The sequence below is a fragment of the Mesorhizobium sp. LMG 17147 genome, from assembly GCF_024297145.1.
Lineage (GTDB): Bacteria > Pseudomonadota > Alphaproteobacteria > Rhizobiales > Rhizobiaceae > Mesorhizobium.
Window position 1 is genome coordinate 19,950 of sequence record NZ_JANCTC010000032.1, and the last position, 14,732, is coordinate 34,681.

A 14,732-nucleotide genomic window follows, 5' to 3' on the forward strand; every position below is an offset into this window, starting at 1 on the left:
CCTTTTTCTGGTTTGCGAAGCGTCGGCGTCAAAGTGCCTTCTTCACCTTGTCCTTCACGTCGCCGTAAGCCTTCTGCATCTTGCCGGTCGCCTTGTCGACGTCGCCTTCGGCCTCGGTGCGCCTGTTGCCGGTGGCCTTGCCGGCGGTCTGCTTGACCGAGCCCTTGGCTTGCTTGGCAACGCCGGCAACCTGATCCTTGTTCACCATCTCGCATCTCCTGATCCGTTCGCCTGGAGAAACGGTCGCGGATCGCTTAGGTTCCGGGTTCTGCCCGTCGATTGGCATAGCTTCCGGTCGCGAAGCCGACAGGATAGGGTGCACCAGGACGCCGAACAGACAGAGGCCGGAGGGACAATGGCTGAATTCACGCTCTTCATCGGCAACAAGTGTTTTTCGTCGTGGTCACTGAGGCCGTGGCTGGCGATGAAGTATCTGGAGATCCCGTTCGAGGAAGGTCTTGTGCGCCTGCGCACGCCCGAGACCGCGGCCAATCTGGCCAGGATATCGCCGACAGGCCAGGTGCCGGTGCTGAACCATCGGCTGCCGAATGGCGAGGTCCGGATCGTCTGGGAAACCCTTGCCATCCTTGAATACCTCGCCGAGCTGTTTCCCGGGAAAAAGCTCTGGCCGGCCGACATCGGCGCCCGCGCGCTGGCCCGCTCGGCGGCGACAGAGATGCATTCCGGCTTTCGCGAGGTCCGCTACGGCTGGCCGATGAATTTGCGCCGGCCAAAAGGCCACAAGCCGCTCGACGCCGAAGGTGAGGCACAACGGGCGCGCATCGAGGAGCTATGGCGCGAATGCCGCGAAAAATACGGCAAAGGCGGCCCGTTCCTGTTTGGCCATTTCACCGCGGCCGACGCCATGTACGCGCCGGTCGTCACCCGCTTCGACACCTATGGCGGCACGCTGGCAACCGATACCCGCGCCTATGTCGACGCTGTGCTTTCGATGCCGGCGATGCGCCACTGGTATGCCGAGGCGACGAAAGAGCCTTGGCCGGAGCCCGGCCCAGACGAATAGAGCCGAGCAACCCGCAAGCTGGTCTTCCACTTCGCCGCCCGCGGCCTATCTGAAGATCGGGCTGGGCCCTCGGAGACTTCACAATGATATCTGTTCCTTCCGCATTGGCCGGCAAGGTCGCGCTGGTCACCGGCGCATCGTCGCGTCGGGCATTGGCGAGGCGACGGCTGCGGCTTTGGCCGCCGCCGGGGCCAAGGTGGCGATTGCCGCACGCCGCGCCGATCGCCTCGAAGCGCTGGCCGCGCGTATCGAAAAGGCCGGCGGCGCGGCGCTCCGCATCGAGGCCGACGTCACCAGCAACGATGATGTCATCGAGATGGTCGACAAGGTTGTCGCCGAATGGGGCCGCCTCGACATCCTCGTCAACAATGCCGGGGTGATGCTTCTGTCGCCCGCCGCCGAAGCGGTGCTCGACGACTGGCGCCGCATGGTCGAGCTCAACCTGCTGGCGCTGATGGGGGTCACCAAGGCGGCGCTGCCGCATCTCAGGGCCGCCAAGGGTCACATCGTCAACGTCTCGTCGGTCGCCGGCCGTGTCGCCAATCCGGGGGCCAGCGGCTACGCAGCAACCAAGTTCGGTGTCGTCGGCTTTTCCGAATCGCTGCGCCGCGAAGTCTACGCCGACAAGGTTCGCGTCACCGTCATCGAGCCCGGCCTGGTGCGCACCGAGCTCGGCGACCACATCGCCAATCCGGCGTTCAAGGCTGATCTGGACAAGCGGCTCGCCGCCATGGAGGCGCTGACCGCCGAGGACATCGCCGCGGCCATTCTCTACGCCGTGAGCCAGCCGCCACACGTCAACGTCAACGAGATCGTCATCCGCCCGACCGACCAGGAACGATGAACGGCGTCGGATCTTTTCACTAGGCCTCAAATCCCGCCCGCAGGAAATCGCCACATTCCTCGACCAGCCGCGACGGGTCCCTCGCAAGGTAGACGCCGAAATCCGCCGTCGGCGCCGGCGGCAAGTTGAAGCGTCCGTTGAGGCTTTGGCAGTCGGGCGGCAGTCCTTCATGCAGCAGAAGCCCGATGCCAAGCCCGGCCCTCAGCGCCGAGATCAGTGTCGCAAAGGTCGACACGCGGCAGCCGATCTTCCAGCCGATTCCCCCCTTGGCGAGCGAAGCCAGCATCCTGTCCTGCCAGGAGCAGGCGCCCTCGAAGATGATCAGCGGCAGCTCGACCTCGTCGTCGATCTCGATCATGCGGCTTGCCGCCCAGACCAGCTGTCGTGACAGATGGCCTCGCGGCGCCATTGTGAAGCGTGCCGGATCGGCCATGACGATGTCGCATTTTCCTTCGCCCAGCGACTTGCTGAGATCGCTGCTGCTGGCCGATGTCAGTTCGATGTCCACGGAAGGATGCCGGCGCCGGAAATCGGCGATGATCAACGGCAGCCGCGTTACCGCCAAATCCTCGACGATGCCCAGCCGGACACGGCCGACCAGCCTGCGGCCTTCAATCTCGCGCCTGGCATCCTCGCCGATCGCGATGGCCTTGCGGGCGAAGGCGAGCAGGATCTCGCCGGCCTCGGTCAGCGTCACGCCGCGCGGCGAACGGCGCAGCAACTCGGCGCCGACTTCGCCCTCGAGGCGCTGAAGCTGCATGCTCACCGCCGCCTGGGTGCGGGCAAGCCGATCGGCTGCCCGGCTCACCGTTCCGGTATCGGCCACGGTGACGAAGGCGCGCAGCAGTCTGACGTCGATATCTCCGGTCATAAGAATTCCTGATAGCTGTGTCAGAACTATCAGGCTATCCGAAAGCCCGATCTGAATTCAAGGTCTGCTCGTACGAACGACAACAGGAGCAGCCACCTTGTCCTACAGAAGAAGATTTGAGGAGTTCGGTGTCGCCTGGCCGTCGCTCGACCGGCCCGCTTTGCCGTTCTCGCCGACGGTTCGCGTTGCCGACATCGTCTATGTCTCCGGTCAGATCCCCGAAATCGGGCAGGAAATCGCCGCGATCGGCCAGGTTGGCGGAGAGATCGATCTGGATGCTGCGCAGAACGCCGCCCGGCTTTGCGCGGCCAACATCGTCTATTGGCTGGACAAGGAACTGGACGGCAATCTCGACCGCGTCGTGAAATTCGCCAAGCTGACCGTCTATGTGAATGCGGCGGCCGGCTTTTCGGCCTATTCGGAGGTCGGCAACGGAGCATCCGAATTTCTGCTCCATGTTTTCGGCGGACGTGGCGAGCACGCCCGCTGCTCGCTCGGCATGGCCGGCTTGCCGGCCAATGTTCCGGTCGAAGCCGACGCTATCGTGCATGTCCGCTGATGCACCCCCAAAGCATGCCCTCGGGCCTGATCCCGAGGCTGCGCAGTGAAACAAAAACCAGGAGGAGGCTTGGCTTGATAAGTACAAATCTTGAGGGACGGAGGGCGCTTGTTCTCGGCGGAGGCAAGGGCCTCGGTTTCGGCGTTGCCGAAGCGCTCGCGGCGAAAGGTGCCGAGATCATCCTGGTCGGACGAGGGGAGGCGACCCTGGATGCGGCACGGCGCGCGATCGACGCCGCCGGCCACATCTGCTCGACCTTCAGCGCCGACCTCTCGGACAACGACAGCGTCTCCCGACTGATCCGTGCCGTCGAGGACGAGCAGCAGCGGATCGACATCGTCCTGCTCAATGGCGGCGGCCCGCCGCCCTTCGCGGCCAGCGTCTTCGATGCGAGCGTCTGGGAGAAGCAGTTCACCAGCATGGTACTGAGCCAGATGCGCATCGCCATTTCTTTCCTGCCAGGCATGCGGGCGCGGCGCTGGGGGCGCATTATCGCCGTTTCCTCTACATCCGTCCGCGAGCCTATCCCCGGCCTCACCGCTTCGAATGCGCTGCGTGCCTCGCTCGCCGGCTGGGCCAAGACGCTGGCCGGCGAAGTGGCGGCGGACGGCGTCACCGTCAACCTGTTGCTGCCGGGCCGTTTTGCGACGGACCGGACGAAAGAGTTCGACGCCATGGACGCAGCCGACAGGGGTGTCGACGCCGCCGTGATCGCCGCCGAGAGTCAGGCCGAAATCCCGGCAAAGCGTTATGGCACCCCCGCCGAGTTCGGCGCTGTTGCCGCGTTCCTGGCCAGCGACGACGCCGCCTATGTCACCGGAGTGGCGTTGCCGGTGGATGGTGGACTCAGCCGCGGCATGCTGTGAGGAGCACGAGCAGCGGCGGGATGGTCGCATCACACAGGAACGCCCCTCGTGCCTTTTATCTGCGCGGGGGGCGTCCTGTTTGTCGTCCGCCTTTCTCAAGATCGCTCTTTCGAGAACGGCTTTCGACACCGAAAAAATGCCCTGGCGCCAAAATGGTTCCCGGCTGAAGCAATTCCAGGAAAAGTGTGAACGGTTTTCCGTCCCGAATTGCGCAAAAACAAAGAGATAGAGCGGTTCGGCGTTTCCGTGAAACGCCGAACCGCTCCAAGTGGCTTTTTGGCAGGCAATAGCCCGGCTTTTGCTGTCGGATTTGCCGGCACGCCGGTCGCCGACGTGCGTCTCCGCGAGTGTCGCAAATCAAAAAATTGACACGGCGCGCAAAGAAGTCTATAAGAACTTTGTCGATGTTTGTTTGACCGACTTTTGTTATCCGCGTGCCAAGGCGCGCCTTTGACGAACTTCCCCATCAAAATCGAGACAAACGTTGTTGTGCATCCGCATGACGATGAACGAATATTTGCCATGGAAAGGGTTCGTTATGAGCACAGGCACAGTTAAATGGTTCAACGCCACCAAGGGTTTTGGTTTTATTCAGCCTGACGACGGTTCTGCCGACGTTTTTGTCCACATCTCAGCCGTCGAGCGCGCCGGAATGCGCGACATCGTCGAGGGCCAGAAGCTTGGCTACGAGATGGTCCGCGACAACAAGTCGGGCAAGATGTCCGCCGACCAGTTGAAGGCGGCGTAAAACGGAATTCAGCCTCACCGGTGACCACGGATGTACTGGCACCGGTGAATGGCTAATTCCAGCGCATGATCGCGGGAGGCTAAGTCCCCAGTTCATGCGCATGAGAAGAGCGTCTCTTTGCGCGTCTCTCGGGATGCGCAGGCGCTCTCATGGAAGGTCAGGCGGTGCCTGGCCTTTTTCATTTTTGCGCTTCGACCGCCGAAAGAGCGCTGCTCGACGGCCCGGACGTGCTAAGAGGCTGTTTCGAAATTCGCTCTGGCGAGTCATATGGTGGTGGTTTCGAGAACCGGAGCGCAGCGGACATTTGGGCCCGTGAGCACCGGAAGCGCGGAAAGCGCCATCAGATGGCCGTCAGAGTAGAATTTCCCAGCAATTTGAAACCGGCTGCCGTATTTGCTTTGTGCGGGATCCTGGCCGAAAGACCAGTCTCGCCACTTTTCGGCGGCGCGCTCCGAACCGGGAGAAAGACCTTGACCGAAACTTCAAAAAAAACCCGCGACCAGGCTGAATCCATCTTCAGCAAGACGCGGACCCAGTCGATGTCGCTCGACCGCATCAATTCCGAACGGGATGCCGTCAGCCAGGCCCGCGAAGCCAAGACCGCGCGGCTGCGCGAACTGCGCCTGGAAAAGGAAGCCGACGACATGGCGGCAACGGCTGCGCTCGCGGCCTCGCCGAAACGCGCGGGCAAACGCTGATGGCCACCAAACGTGTGCCTCAAAAGGCGATCGCCGCCGATTCGACCATCGCCGATGTCGTGGGCGAACTCGACAAGCCGGTCGAATATGTCCGGCGCGTGCTCGAAAAGCTCGAGCGCTGCCGGCGTGTCCACGGCGATGCCCAGGTGCGGCTCGGCGTGCGCGGCCGCGCCGAATGCCCCAATTATCTGATCGAATACGTCCGGGAAAACGCCAAGACGCACGAGCGCGTGACCTTTCAGGACGCCGCCTACAGCGGCAGCACGCATCGCGAACTGGCCCCCCGGCACATCGAGGAGGCCAGGAACTGGTCGCCCGAAGAAATGAACATCACGGCCGTTTCGGCGCTCATCGGCCGCCTTCGCAATCCGAACGCGCCATCATCGCGTTTCTCTGACGAGGATTGATATGGCAATCAAGTTTTCCGCCAAGGGGCAGCCGGCAGCGCCTGCTGCCGCCGTGAAGCCGGCCAAGCCGGCCGTCGCGCCAAAAACCGGCGAAGCCGCCGAAGCGGGCACCGATCTGTTCAGGTCGCCGGCCGAAGCGCCGCCGCGCAAGCCGAAGAAGAAATAGCGCCCTTGCAGCAGGATGCCGGCCGGAAATCGGCGCCAAGGCTGCTTGCCTTGGCGGTCGCAGAGGATTTTTCGTCGTCACAAGAGGGCGCCGACCCGGTTGCCTTCGATTGCCAGACCTGTGGCGCCTGCTGCGCCTACTCGTCAAGATGGCCGCGCTTTTCAACCGAGGATGACGCTCAGCTCGACCTTATCCCGCAAAAATACGTGGCTGCCGACGAAGCCGGCATGCGCTGCGACGGCGCGCGCTGTTCGGCACTGTGCGGCGAAGTCGGCAAGTCGACCGCCTGCGGAATCTACGAGATCCGTCCCGACGTCTGCCGCGCGTGCATGCCGGGCGATGACGACTGCCTGATGGCGCGCCGGGCTCACGGACTGCCGACGCTGTAATGACAACCCACGGGCTGGCGTCCCCAGTTTAAATTTGCTCAGTCGGATGATCGAAAGTCGCTGCGGTAGAGGCCGGGTGATCGTCCGGTCAACCGTTTGAATGCCTGCGAGAACGACGGCACCGATTCATATCCGACGGCGCGCCCGATCTCGCCGATGTTCTGGTTCGTTTCCCGCAGAGCCTTGGCGGCAAGATTCATCCGCCACCGGGTCACATAGGACAGCGGCGGCTGTCCCACCAGTTGAGCGAAGCGACGCGCGAAGGTGGCTCGGGACTGTGCCGCGCCGCTGGCAAGGGAAGCGATGGTCCAGGGATTGCCCGGCCGCTCGTGGATCAGGCGCAAGGCCTGCGCAATGCCTTTGTCGCGCAAGGCGCCAAACCATCCCGCTGTTCCGAGTGGCTGATGTTCGATCCAGGCACGCAACAAGAAGATCAACGTGCTGTCGAGAAGGCGTGGGGCGACAATGTCGTGGCCGCCGAGATTGCCTTTCGCTTCGACCTGCAGAAGTTCCAGGGCAAGCCGCAGCGGCTCGCTGGTGTCGATCTGATTCCGGGTCAAATGAATCAGCGGAGGAAACAGCGAAACCATCGGATATGGCCCGACGCTGTCGAGTGAATACCTCGCACAAAGAAGAGTTGTCGCACCGCTTTCGCTTTTCGGTTCCGGTCCGCTCCGATTTGCGGAAAGGACGGCGGATATCGATGCCGTCGGTGCACCCGCCGGATTGCAAAGGGCATGCCCGATACCGCTCGCGACAAGGATGACGTCTCCTTCGCCCAAGCGGATCGGCTCCTTTTCACCGGCTAGCCGCAGCCAGCATTCGCCGTTCTGTATGACGTGGATGGCGGCATTCCTTGTCGGATCGACCGAAACACCCCACGGCCGATGCAGGGTCGCGCTGCCGATCATGGCGCTGCCAAATCGCAGCGAAGCAAGAACTTCGGACAAGGCGTCCATGAGAACCATCCTCCGACGATGAACCAGATGACGATATTAGACGATTGGATAAGAATCCAGGCGAATAGCGTATCGACCATCTCACAAGCGTGGCTGATCATGTTGGCAATATCGGCCTGCGGACTCCTGTCCATGCCAGGCAAAAGCAGGCACCCCACGGAGCAAAAACATGCGTGACGAACCATCAAATCCAGTTCCAGCCAAGAGCTTTAATTCGCTCGAGACCAACAAGACGGTCGTCCTGGACTTCATCGACAAAGCAGTAAACCAGGGCAATATCGAAGCTGCTTCCATGCATTTTGGCGAACGCTACATCCAACACAATCCGAACATTGCGGATGGCGCGGACGGCTTCAAAGCCTATCTTCAACAGCTCAAACAGTCATTTCCCCTCGTGAGGGGAGAGGTGAAGCGGATTTTTGCCGAAGGGGATTTCGTCATCGTGCACATGCACGCAAAACGCGAACCCGAAGAGGAGGGCTTGGCCATTGTCGACATTTTCAGGCTGAAGGACAGCAAGCTCGTCGAACACTGGGAAGTTCGGCAGCCCATCGCGGACAGCAAGCTGCACGCCAACAGCATGATCTGAATGCGCATAGGCTCTCAGGCTGGCTTGTGCCCACACGTTTCGCTGATTACGCTGCCGGCGGCAGGGCCAACGCCGGGAGACCATCCGTGAGCATCGAATTCCTGTTGACGTCGCTGATTGTCGTGGCTTCGCCCGGCACCGGCGTTCTCTATACGCTGAGCGCCGGGCTTTCGCGTGGTGCGCGCGCCAGCATCATTGCCGCTGTCGGCTGCACGCTCGGCATCATCCCGCACATGGCGGCCGCCATCACCGGCCTCGCGGCTCTGCTGCATACGAGTGCGGTCGCCTTCGAAACGCTGAAATATCTCGGCGTCGCTTATCTTCTCTACATGGCCTGGAACACGCTGAAGGAGAAGGGCGGCCTGAGCGTCGACGAAGATGTCGCGCCGCGCTCCGCCGGCAAAGTGATCGCCTCCGGCATTCTGATGAACATCCTCAATCCGAAGCTGTCGATCTTCTTCTTTGCCTTCCTCCCGCAATTCGTCAGCACCACCGAACCCATGCGCTGTCGAAGATGCTGGAACTCAGCAGCGTCTTCATGCTGCTCACCTACGTGGTCTTTGTCGGCTACGGCGTTTTCGCGGCGTCGATCCGCAGCCATGTCGTGTCGCGGCCAAAGGTGCTGACCTGGATGCGCCGCACCTTCGCCGGAGCCTTTGTCATGCTCGGCGCCAAACTGGCGCTGGCAGACCGGTAGCTCTCGTTCTTTTGACGCAATTCCGGACGGGAAACCGTTTTCACACCCTTCCTGGAATTGCTTACCGCTGCGGATCGGCCGGCCCGCCTGCGGTTTCGGAAGCCTCGCCGCCTCCGAAACCGGGCGCAGCGCGAACACCCAGCCGCCAGGCCGATGGCGGGACGCCGATCATCTTCTTGAACGCACGGCTGAACGCCGCCTCGGACTCGTAGCCGATTTCCGCCGCTATGTTTGCGACGTTGCTGTTGCCGGTGCTGAGCAGTTCCGAGGCAATCTGCATCCGCCATTTGGCGAGATAGTGCACCGGCGGCATCCCGACGAGCCTGGTGAAGCGCTCGGCCAGCACGGTGCGCGACAGCGCGGCCTCCTTCGCCAGCGCCTCCACCGTCCAATTGTGCGCCGGCCGGTCGTGGATCAGCGCCAGCGCCTTGCTCAGATGCGGATCGCGCACGCCCGCCAGCCAGCCGGTTTGTTGTGGCGGCAGCGACTCCACATAACGGCGCAGCACGTCGACGAACATCAATTCGCTGAGCTTGGTGAGCACCGTCTCGCTGCCCGCACGCTTTTCCGCGACCTCCGACACCGCCAGCTTGATGAACTGGCCGAGCCAGCCGCCGTCGCCTTTCACGTCTCCGGCCTTGATGACCGGCGGCAGCGCTTCGAGCAGCGGATTGAAGGGCAGTGCATCGCAAGCGAGATAGCCGCATACCAGCCGGGCCGACAGCGATCCGTCCTTGACGTAGTTGATGGGAAACGGCGTCTGGCTGGCGGCGGCGATATCCAGCACATCCGCGGTCGGCGGTTCCGCGCGCAGGGCCGGATTGCTCGACATGATATGCGGATCGCTCCTGGTGAAGACTACGACTTCGCCGGCCTCCACGGGTATCGCCTCCTTGCCGATGATGCGGGCGAAGCAGCGGCCGGCCGTGAGCACGTGGTAGGAAATCAGGTGATCCGCGCCCGGCAGTATCCTCGGCAGTATCGAGGCGGGGGAGGGCGAGCAGACGGCCCAGGGGTCCTGGGCCGCGATGTCGAAAAATGTCGCGCCGGTGAGACGCACCTTTTTCAAGAGGTCAGACAGAGCGTCCCCGGCCATTCCATCCATATCCCGTAAGTTGCGCGGCAACCCGGCGCGACATCCCTTTCGAGTTCCGGACGCGCTGTCAAGTAAGGCGGACGCCCCGTCATTCCGTTCATTGCCGGAAGCTTTACACCCGTCGGTGCTGAGCTCTGTCTCAAATCAGCTGCTGAGCGCAGTCGAACTCAAGAAAAATGAGGATCTAAGTCATGACGGTACATAAGGGCGGGTGTTTTTGCGGCGCCGTGGAAATCGAAGTGCACGGAGCGGCCGAGGCGATGGGCTACTGCCATTGCAGTTCCTGCCGTTCGTGGTCGGCGTCTCCCGTGAACGCGTTCACGCTGTGGAAGCCGGAAAACGTCAAGGTCACCAAGGGCGAGGAGTTCCTGTCCGGCTTCGAGAAGTCAAACATGAGCGACCGTCAGTTCTGCACGAAGTGCGGCGGCCATCTGATGACCGATCATCCGCCGCTCGGACTGGTCGACGTCTATGCGGCCACGATACCGACGGTGAAGTTCACGCCGGGGGTTCACGTCAACTACGCCGAGACGGTCCTGCCGATGAAGGACGGATTGCCGAAGCTGAAAGACTTCCCCGCCGAACTCGGGGGCTCGGGCGTGAGCATGCCGGAGTAACCCGGCAATGACACACGATTTCCAACAGCCACATCTCACGACAGGAGAATACACATGGACATCACGACATTTCGCGCCACGCAGGAGCCGATCAAGGATCTTTATCGCAAGGATGCGCGCGCGGCACTTCTTACGCTGAAGGCCAAGGGCAGTGCCGACGACTCCAAGGTCACTTGCAAGGTCGAGACAGGACGTGGGCTCGCGCTGGCGGGCATCCATCCGAAGGCCGGGGGCAGCGGACAGGAGCTTTGTTCCGGCGACATGCTGCTGGAAGCCCTTGTCGCATGCGCCGGCGTCTCGATGAGGGCGGCGGCCGCCGTTCTCGAAATACCGATCAAGTCGGCCGAAATCTCCGCCGAGGGCGACGTCGATCTTCGCGGCACGCTCGGCGTCACCGAAGGTGTGCCGGTCGGCTTCAAGGAGATCCGCCTGCGGTTCGACATCGAGACCGACGTTGCGCAAGACCGGCTGACTGACCTGCTCGAGCTCACCGATCGCTACTGCGTGATCTTCCAGACGATCCAGCGCAGTCCCAAGACCTTCGTGAAGCTTCACAAAGTCGTGCGGTAACCGCGCCCTGCCCGGAATCCTAAACTTTGGGAATTCCGGGCTGGGCCTGAGCCCGGCCTCACTGAATGCAGCTTGGCTGAATGCAGCTGGTCGCGCCAAGCGTTATCCCTTCACGTAGCCCATTGCCTCGACGATCTTCCCGTCCGCCACGCGCATCAGGTTGACGCCGCGCAGCGAATTGCCGTCGGCCATCCAGTAGCGCCAGCGGATCGTCGCCCGGTCGCCGGCGACGAAGGTTTCTTCGATGTCGAAGCGCGTGCCGGGTCCGGTCGCGATCGCCGACCACAGTTCGACGCAGGCGCCCTTGCCGATGCGGCGGGCGCCGTCCGGGGCCGGCGTGGTGTTCTCGATCACGCAGTCTTCCGCCACCAGATCGTCGAGCGCCGATGGGTCGTGGCGCTGGAAGACGTCGTTGTAGCGTCGCATGATCTCGGCCGTTTCGGCGGAGCGTTTGGCCGCGGCGATGTCGATGATGAGTTCCTGTGTCATTGGATATTCCTTTCCCTTCAGTGATCAGTAGCGGTTTCGATGAGGCGGGCCTTGAGCGTGATCACGGCGACGCCGGCCAGCGCCCGCGATACGAGGCAGCTCTCCTTGGCCGTCTGCGCCAGCCGCTCGAAATCCCCCGCCGCCAGCCCGGCGACGCTTGCCTCGGTCTCCAGCTCGATACGGGTCAGCGTCGGCCCGGCCGCGGTGGCGCCGAGATGCGCTTTCGCGATCGTGTGGATGCGCGCGGGAGTGTAACCTTCGCGGCCGAGAATGGCGCTTAGCGCCATCGAGAAGCAGCCGGCATGCGCCGCCGCAATCAATTCCTCCGGGTTGGTGCCGGGGCCGTTCTCGAAACGCGACGGGAAGGAGTAGGCACCTTCGAAGACGCCGCTACCTAGTCTCAGCCGACCCGAACCTTCCTTCAACGATCCCTGCCATTGAGCTTCTGCTTCACGAATGGTCATTGCGTCTCTCCTTTTAGTTTGAGGCTCGATCGAATTTTGGGGGTGAACCAGTCAGGCGCCGTCGACGACCACTTTCCCGAAGACGTCGCCTTGCTGGAAATAGCGGTAGGCGTCTTGGGCCTCGTCGAAGGCGAACACCTTGTCGATGACAGGCTTAAGCCGATGCACCGAGATGGCGCGCAGCATGGCTTCGAGGTTGGTGCGATTGCCGACGAACAGCCGGCTGATGGTGGCGAGGCTGCGCTGGTAGACCGGGCCGGGGATCTGCACCGTCCCGCCTTTCGCATCCTGTATGGTCAGAAGCACGATGCGCCCGTAAAGCGCGCAGGCGATCATCGATTGCGCGAAGGTCGGCGGGCCGCCGGTCTCGACGACGAGGTCGATGCCGCCGGTCTGCTCGCGCACCGCAGCACCCCATTCCGGCATGCCGGCTGTCGAGACGACGAGGTCGGCGCCCAGCGCCCGCAGCCGGTCCAGCTTCTCGCTGCGCGAACTGACGGCCACGACTCGGCAGCCGAGCAGCTTGGCGAATTGCAGCGCAAACAGCGCGACGCCTCCTGAACCGATGACAAGAACCCATTGGCCGGGCTTCGGCATCTCGGCCGCCGTCACCGCATTCCAGGCGGTCAGGCCGGCGCAGGTCAGCGTCGCCGCTTGATGCCAGTCGAGATGATCGGGAAGCCGCACCGCCCATTGCTCATCGAGCACCGCGTATTCGGTCAGCATCCCGTCCAGCGTGCAACCGAGCTGGTCGATCAGCCCGGCATTGATGCGGCCGTCGATCCAGCGCGCAAAATAGCTGCCGGTGATGCGGTCGCCGACGGCGAAGCGGGTGACGGAATCGCCGACGGCAACGACTTCGCCGGCACCGTCGCTCAGCGGGATAACGCCCTGGCGTGGCGCCAGTGGATAGTTGCCGTTGAGGATCATCGTGTCGCGGCGGTTGAGCGAAGCGGCGCGCACACGCACGGCGATCTCGTGTTGCTTCGGCGCCGGCTGCGCCTCGTCGCGCCTCACCAGGCGTTCGATTCCGCCGGTTCCTTCAAGGCGATAACTGCGCATATCGGCTTTCTCTCCCGAATATGTAGACTGATCTACATATTATGTAGACCGATTGCTATATTCGAGGCAAGGCCTATAGTGTTCACTCCTGACAGGTTGACATGGCGAACGACACCCGCACCCGCATGCTCGAGGCGACCGCGCTGCTGCTGAGGCAGCGCGGCTACCACGGCACGTCGCTCAACGACATCTTGAGCGCCTCCAGTGCACCGAGAGGCTCGCTCTACTTTCACTTTCCGGGCGGCAAGGACCAATTGGTCATCGAGGTGACGCGCCACAGCGTCGCCGATGTCACGCAGAGGCTGGACGCCGCGCTCGCCGCCGAAAAGGACCCGGCGGTGGCTGTCCACCACATCTACCAGTCGGTCGCGCGCATGCTGGAAGACAACCAGTTCACGCTCGGTTGCCCGATCGCGCCCGTGGTGCTGGACTCGCCGGCAGACGTGCCGGAACTGGCCGAATTGTGCCGCTCGGCTTTCGAGCAGTGGATAGGCTTGCTCAGGGCCGCCTTCGTCAGGGCAGGGGTGCCCGAGCGCCGCGCGCACGCGCTCGCATTGCTGGTCGAATCATCGCTGGAAGGGCTGATGGTGATCGCACGCGCCACCCACGACCGTGCCCCTGTGCTGGCAGTAGCCGATGAAGTCGCGGCGCTGATTGAGGGTGCATTGCCTGCCAAAATCTCACCCTCGCGGCGGATTGACGCCGCCGTCTGAGCGGGCAACCCGCTAAGCAAAGCAAACAAAAAGGGCGGCCTCTCGGCCGCCCTTTCCGTATCTGAAGGTAGATGGGTTGGATTGGAAATCTATGCCGCCACCCAAGCCCGCTTGCGGGCTTGAGCAACGTGAGTTCATGAGCGTGCTTTATGGACTTCTTAGAAGTCCATGCCGCCCATGCCGCCCATGCCGCCGCCGCCCATGCCGCCAGGCATGCCGCCGCCAGCCGACTCCTTCTTCGGAGCCTCCGCGATCATGGCTTCGGTGGTGACCAGGAGGCCGGCGACCGAGGCCGCGTCCTGCAGAGCCGTGCGCACAACCTTGACCGGATCGACGATACCCATGGCGATCATGTCGCCATATTCGCCGGTCTGGGCGTTGTAGCCGAACGTCGCGCCCTTGTTCTCGAGGATCTTGCCGGCAACGATCGATGCTTCCGCACCGGCGTTGGACGCGATCTGGCGGGCCGGAGCCTGCAGCGCGCGACGCACGATGGCGATGCCCGCGGTCTGGTCGGAGTTGGCACCGGTTGCCTTGATGGTCAGCGAGGCGCGCAGCAGTGCGACGCCGCCGCCGGGAACGATGCCTTCTTCGACGGCCGCGCGGGTCGCGTTGAGGGCGTCATCGACGCGGTCCTTCTTTTCCTTGACTTCCACTTCGGTCGCACCGCCGACGCGGATCACGGCAACGCCGCCCGCCAGCTTGGCGAGACGTTCCTGCAGCTTCTCCTTGTCGTAGTCCGAGGTGGTCTCCTCGATCTGCTGCTTGATCTGGGCGACGCGGCCCTGGATCTCGGCCTTCTTGCCGGCGCCGTCGACGATGGTGGTGTTCTCCTTGGAGATCGACACCTTCTTGGCGCGGCCGAGCATGTTGAGGCCGACATTCTCGAGCTTGATGCCGAGGT

General features: G+C 63.0%; 21 protein-coding genes and 1 pseudogene. 14 read left to right on the top strand and 8 right to left on the bottom strand.

The genetic code is table 11. The annotated features are described in order from the left end of the window. Positions 1 to 28: 28 nt before the first annotated feature. The gene (locus tag NMG46_RS28550; RefSeq protein WP_254820647.1) at positions 29 to 208 is read right to left on the bottom strand and encodes a CsbD family protein; all 180 of its coding nucleotides are present in this window, start codon (positions 206 to 208) and stop codon (positions 29 to 31) included. Between the two features lie 147 nt (positions 209 to 355). Here NMG46_RS28550 and NMG46_RS28555 point away from each other — a divergent pair, with 147 nt between their 5' ends. Continuing rightward, positions 356 to 1,024 (top strand): glutathione S-transferase family protein, encoded by a 669-nt coding sequence (locus NMG46_RS28555; RefSeq protein ID WP_254820648.1) that lies wholly within the window; start codon positions 356 to 358, stop codon positions 1,022 to 1,024. 175 nt (positions 1,025 to 1,199) lie between these two features. Beyond that, entirely contained in the window at positions 1,200 to 1,868 is a 669-nt protein-coding gene (locus NMG46_RS28560; RefSeq protein WP_254820649.1) for an SDR family NAD(P)-dependent oxidoreductase, read from the top strand. A gap of 19 nt (positions 1,869 to 1,887) precedes the next feature. Here NMG46_RS28560 and NMG46_RS28565 read toward each other — a convergent pair whose 3' ends face one another. Further along, on the bottom strand, positions 1,888 to 2,739 hold the full coding sequence (locus tag NMG46_RS28565; RefSeq protein ID WP_254820650.1) for a LysR family transcriptional regulator: 852 nt from the start codon (positions 2,737 to 2,739) through the stop codon (positions 1,888 to 1,890). A 97-nt stretch (positions 2,740 to 2,836) separates the two neighbouring features. Here NMG46_RS28565 and NMG46_RS28570 point away from each other — a divergent pair, with 97 nt between their 5' ends. From NMG46_RS28570 to NMG46_RS28600, 7 genes are all read left to right on the top strand, one after another. Further along, positions 2,837 to 3,298, top strand: coding sequence for a RidA family protein (locus NMG46_RS28570; protein ID WP_254820651.1), 462 nt, complete (start codon positions 2,837 to 2,839; stop codon positions 3,296 to 3,298). 74 nt (positions 3,299 to 3,372) lie between these two features. After that, complete coding sequence (locus NMG46_RS28575; protein WP_254820652.1) at positions 3,373 to 4,164, top strand: SDR family oxidoreductase; 792 nt, start codon at positions 3,373 to 3,375, stop codon at positions 4,162 to 4,164. A 538-nt stretch (positions 4,165 to 4,702) separates the two neighbouring features. Then, positions 4,703 to 4,912: a cold-shock protein gene (locus NMG46_RS28580; protein ID WP_010915421.1), complete on the top strand. Its 210-nt coding sequence runs from the start codon at positions 4,703 to 4,705 to the stop codon at positions 4,910 to 4,912. Positions 4,913 to 5,382: 470 nt separating this feature from the next. Next, positions 5,383 to 5,610, top strand: coding sequence for a hypothetical protein (locus NMG46_RS28585; RefSeq protein WP_254820663.1), 228 nt, complete (start codon positions 5,383 to 5,385; stop codon positions 5,608 to 5,610). Further along, positions 5,610 to 6,017, top strand: coding sequence for a hypothetical protein (locus NMG46_RS28590; protein WP_254820653.1), 408 nt, complete (start codon positions 5,610 to 5,612; stop codon positions 6,015 to 6,017). The genes NMG46_RS28585 and NMG46_RS28590 overlap by 1 nt, the downstream gene beginning before the upstream one ends. Before the next feature lies 1 nt (position 6,018). Continuing rightward, positions 6,019 to 6,183 carry a hypothetical protein gene (locus tag NMG46_RS28595; protein WP_254820654.1) on the top strand — a complete coding sequence of 55 codons (165 nt, stop codon included), beginning with the start codon at positions 6,019 to 6,021 and terminating at the stop codon, positions 6,181 to 6,183. 50 nt (positions 6,184 to 6,233) lie between these two features. Continuing rightward, on the top strand, positions 6,234 to 6,572 hold the full coding sequence (locus tag NMG46_RS28600) for a YkgJ family cysteine cluster protein (RefSeq protein ID WP_254820664.1): 339 nt from the start codon (positions 6,234 to 6,236) through the stop codon (positions 6,570 to 6,572). Positions 6,573 to 6,610: 38 nt separating this feature from the next. Here the strand turns inward: NMG46_RS28600 and NMG46_RS28605 are convergent, their stop codons facing one another. Continuing rightward, complete coding sequence (locus tag NMG46_RS28605; protein ID WP_368389329.1) at positions 6,611 to 7,540, bottom strand: AraC family transcriptional regulator; 930 nt, start codon at positions 7,538 to 7,540, stop codon at positions 6,611 to 6,613. A 160-nt stretch (positions 7,541 to 7,700) separates the two neighbouring features. On the opposite strand from NMG46_RS28605, the gene NMG46_RS28610 reads away from it, so the two are divergent. After that, positions 7,701 to 8,120, top strand: a complete 420-nt coding sequence (locus tag NMG46_RS28610) for a nuclear transport factor 2 family protein (RefSeq protein ID WP_254820655.1) — start codon at positions 7,701 to 7,703, stop codon at positions 8,118 to 8,120. Between the two features lie 86 nt (positions 8,121 to 8,206). Next, positions 8,207 to 8,817: pseudogene (locus NMG46_RS28615) on the top strand (LysE family translocator). A gap of 61 nt (positions 8,818 to 8,878) precedes the next feature. On the opposite strand, the gene NMG46_RS28620 reads toward NMG46_RS28615, so the two are convergent. Then, entirely contained in the window at positions 8,879 to 9,913 is a 1,035-nt protein-coding gene (locus NMG46_RS28620; protein WP_254820656.1) for an AraC family transcriptional regulator, read from the bottom strand. Positions 9,914 to 10,104: 191 nt separating this feature from the next. Between NMG46_RS28620 and NMG46_RS28625 the strand changes: the two genes are divergently transcribed. Beyond that, positions 10,105 to 10,530 carry a GFA family protein gene (locus NMG46_RS28625; protein WP_254820657.1) on the top strand — a complete coding sequence of 142 codons (426 nt, stop codon included), beginning with the start codon at positions 10,105 to 10,107 and terminating at the stop codon, positions 10,528 to 10,530. Between the two features lie 54 nt (positions 10,531 to 10,584). Then, the gene (locus NMG46_RS28630) at positions 10,585 to 11,100 is read left to right on the top strand and encodes an OsmC family protein (RefSeq protein WP_254820658.1); all 516 of its coding nucleotides are present in this window, start codon (positions 10,585 to 10,587) and stop codon (positions 11,098 to 11,100) included. A gap of 102 nt (positions 11,101 to 11,202) precedes the next feature. On the opposite strand, the gene NMG46_RS28635 is transcribed toward NMG46_RS28630, so the two are convergent. The 3 genes from NMG46_RS28635 to NMG46_RS28645 are packed head-to-tail and all read right to left on the bottom strand — an operon-like array spanning position 11,203 to position 13,115. Continuing rightward, on the bottom strand, positions 11,203 to 11,589 hold the full coding sequence (locus tag NMG46_RS28635) for a nuclear transport factor 2 family protein (protein WP_254820659.1): 387 nt from the start codon (positions 11,587 to 11,589) through the stop codon (positions 11,203 to 11,205). A gap of 17 nt (positions 11,590 to 11,606) precedes the next feature. Continuing rightward, complete coding sequence (locus NMG46_RS28640) at positions 11,607 to 12,053, bottom strand: OsmC family protein (RefSeq protein ID WP_254820660.1); 447 nt, start codon at positions 12,051 to 12,053, stop codon at positions 11,607 to 11,609. Between the two features lie 51 nt (positions 12,054 to 12,104). Continuing rightward, positions 12,105 to 13,115: an NAD(P)-dependent alcohol dehydrogenase gene (locus NMG46_RS28645; RefSeq protein ID WP_254820661.1), complete on the bottom strand. Its 1,011-nt coding sequence runs from the start codon at positions 13,113 to 13,115 to the stop codon at positions 12,105 to 12,107. Positions 13,116 to 13,216: 101 nt separating this feature from the next. Here NMG46_RS28645 and NMG46_RS28650 point away from each other — a divergent pair, with 101 nt between their 5' ends. Further along, complete coding sequence (locus tag NMG46_RS28650) at positions 13,217 to 13,828, top strand: TetR/AcrR family transcriptional regulator (RefSeq protein ID WP_254820662.1); 612 nt, start codon at positions 13,217 to 13,219, stop codon at positions 13,826 to 13,828. A gap of 158 nt (positions 13,829 to 13,986) precedes the next feature. Here the strand turns inward: NMG46_RS28650 and NMG46_RS28655 are convergent. Further along, positions 13,987 to 14,732 (bottom strand): TCP-1/cpn60 chaperonin family protein (locus NMG46_RS28655; RefSeq protein ID WP_302897316.1); only part of this gene is annotated, 746 nt, incomplete at its 5' end.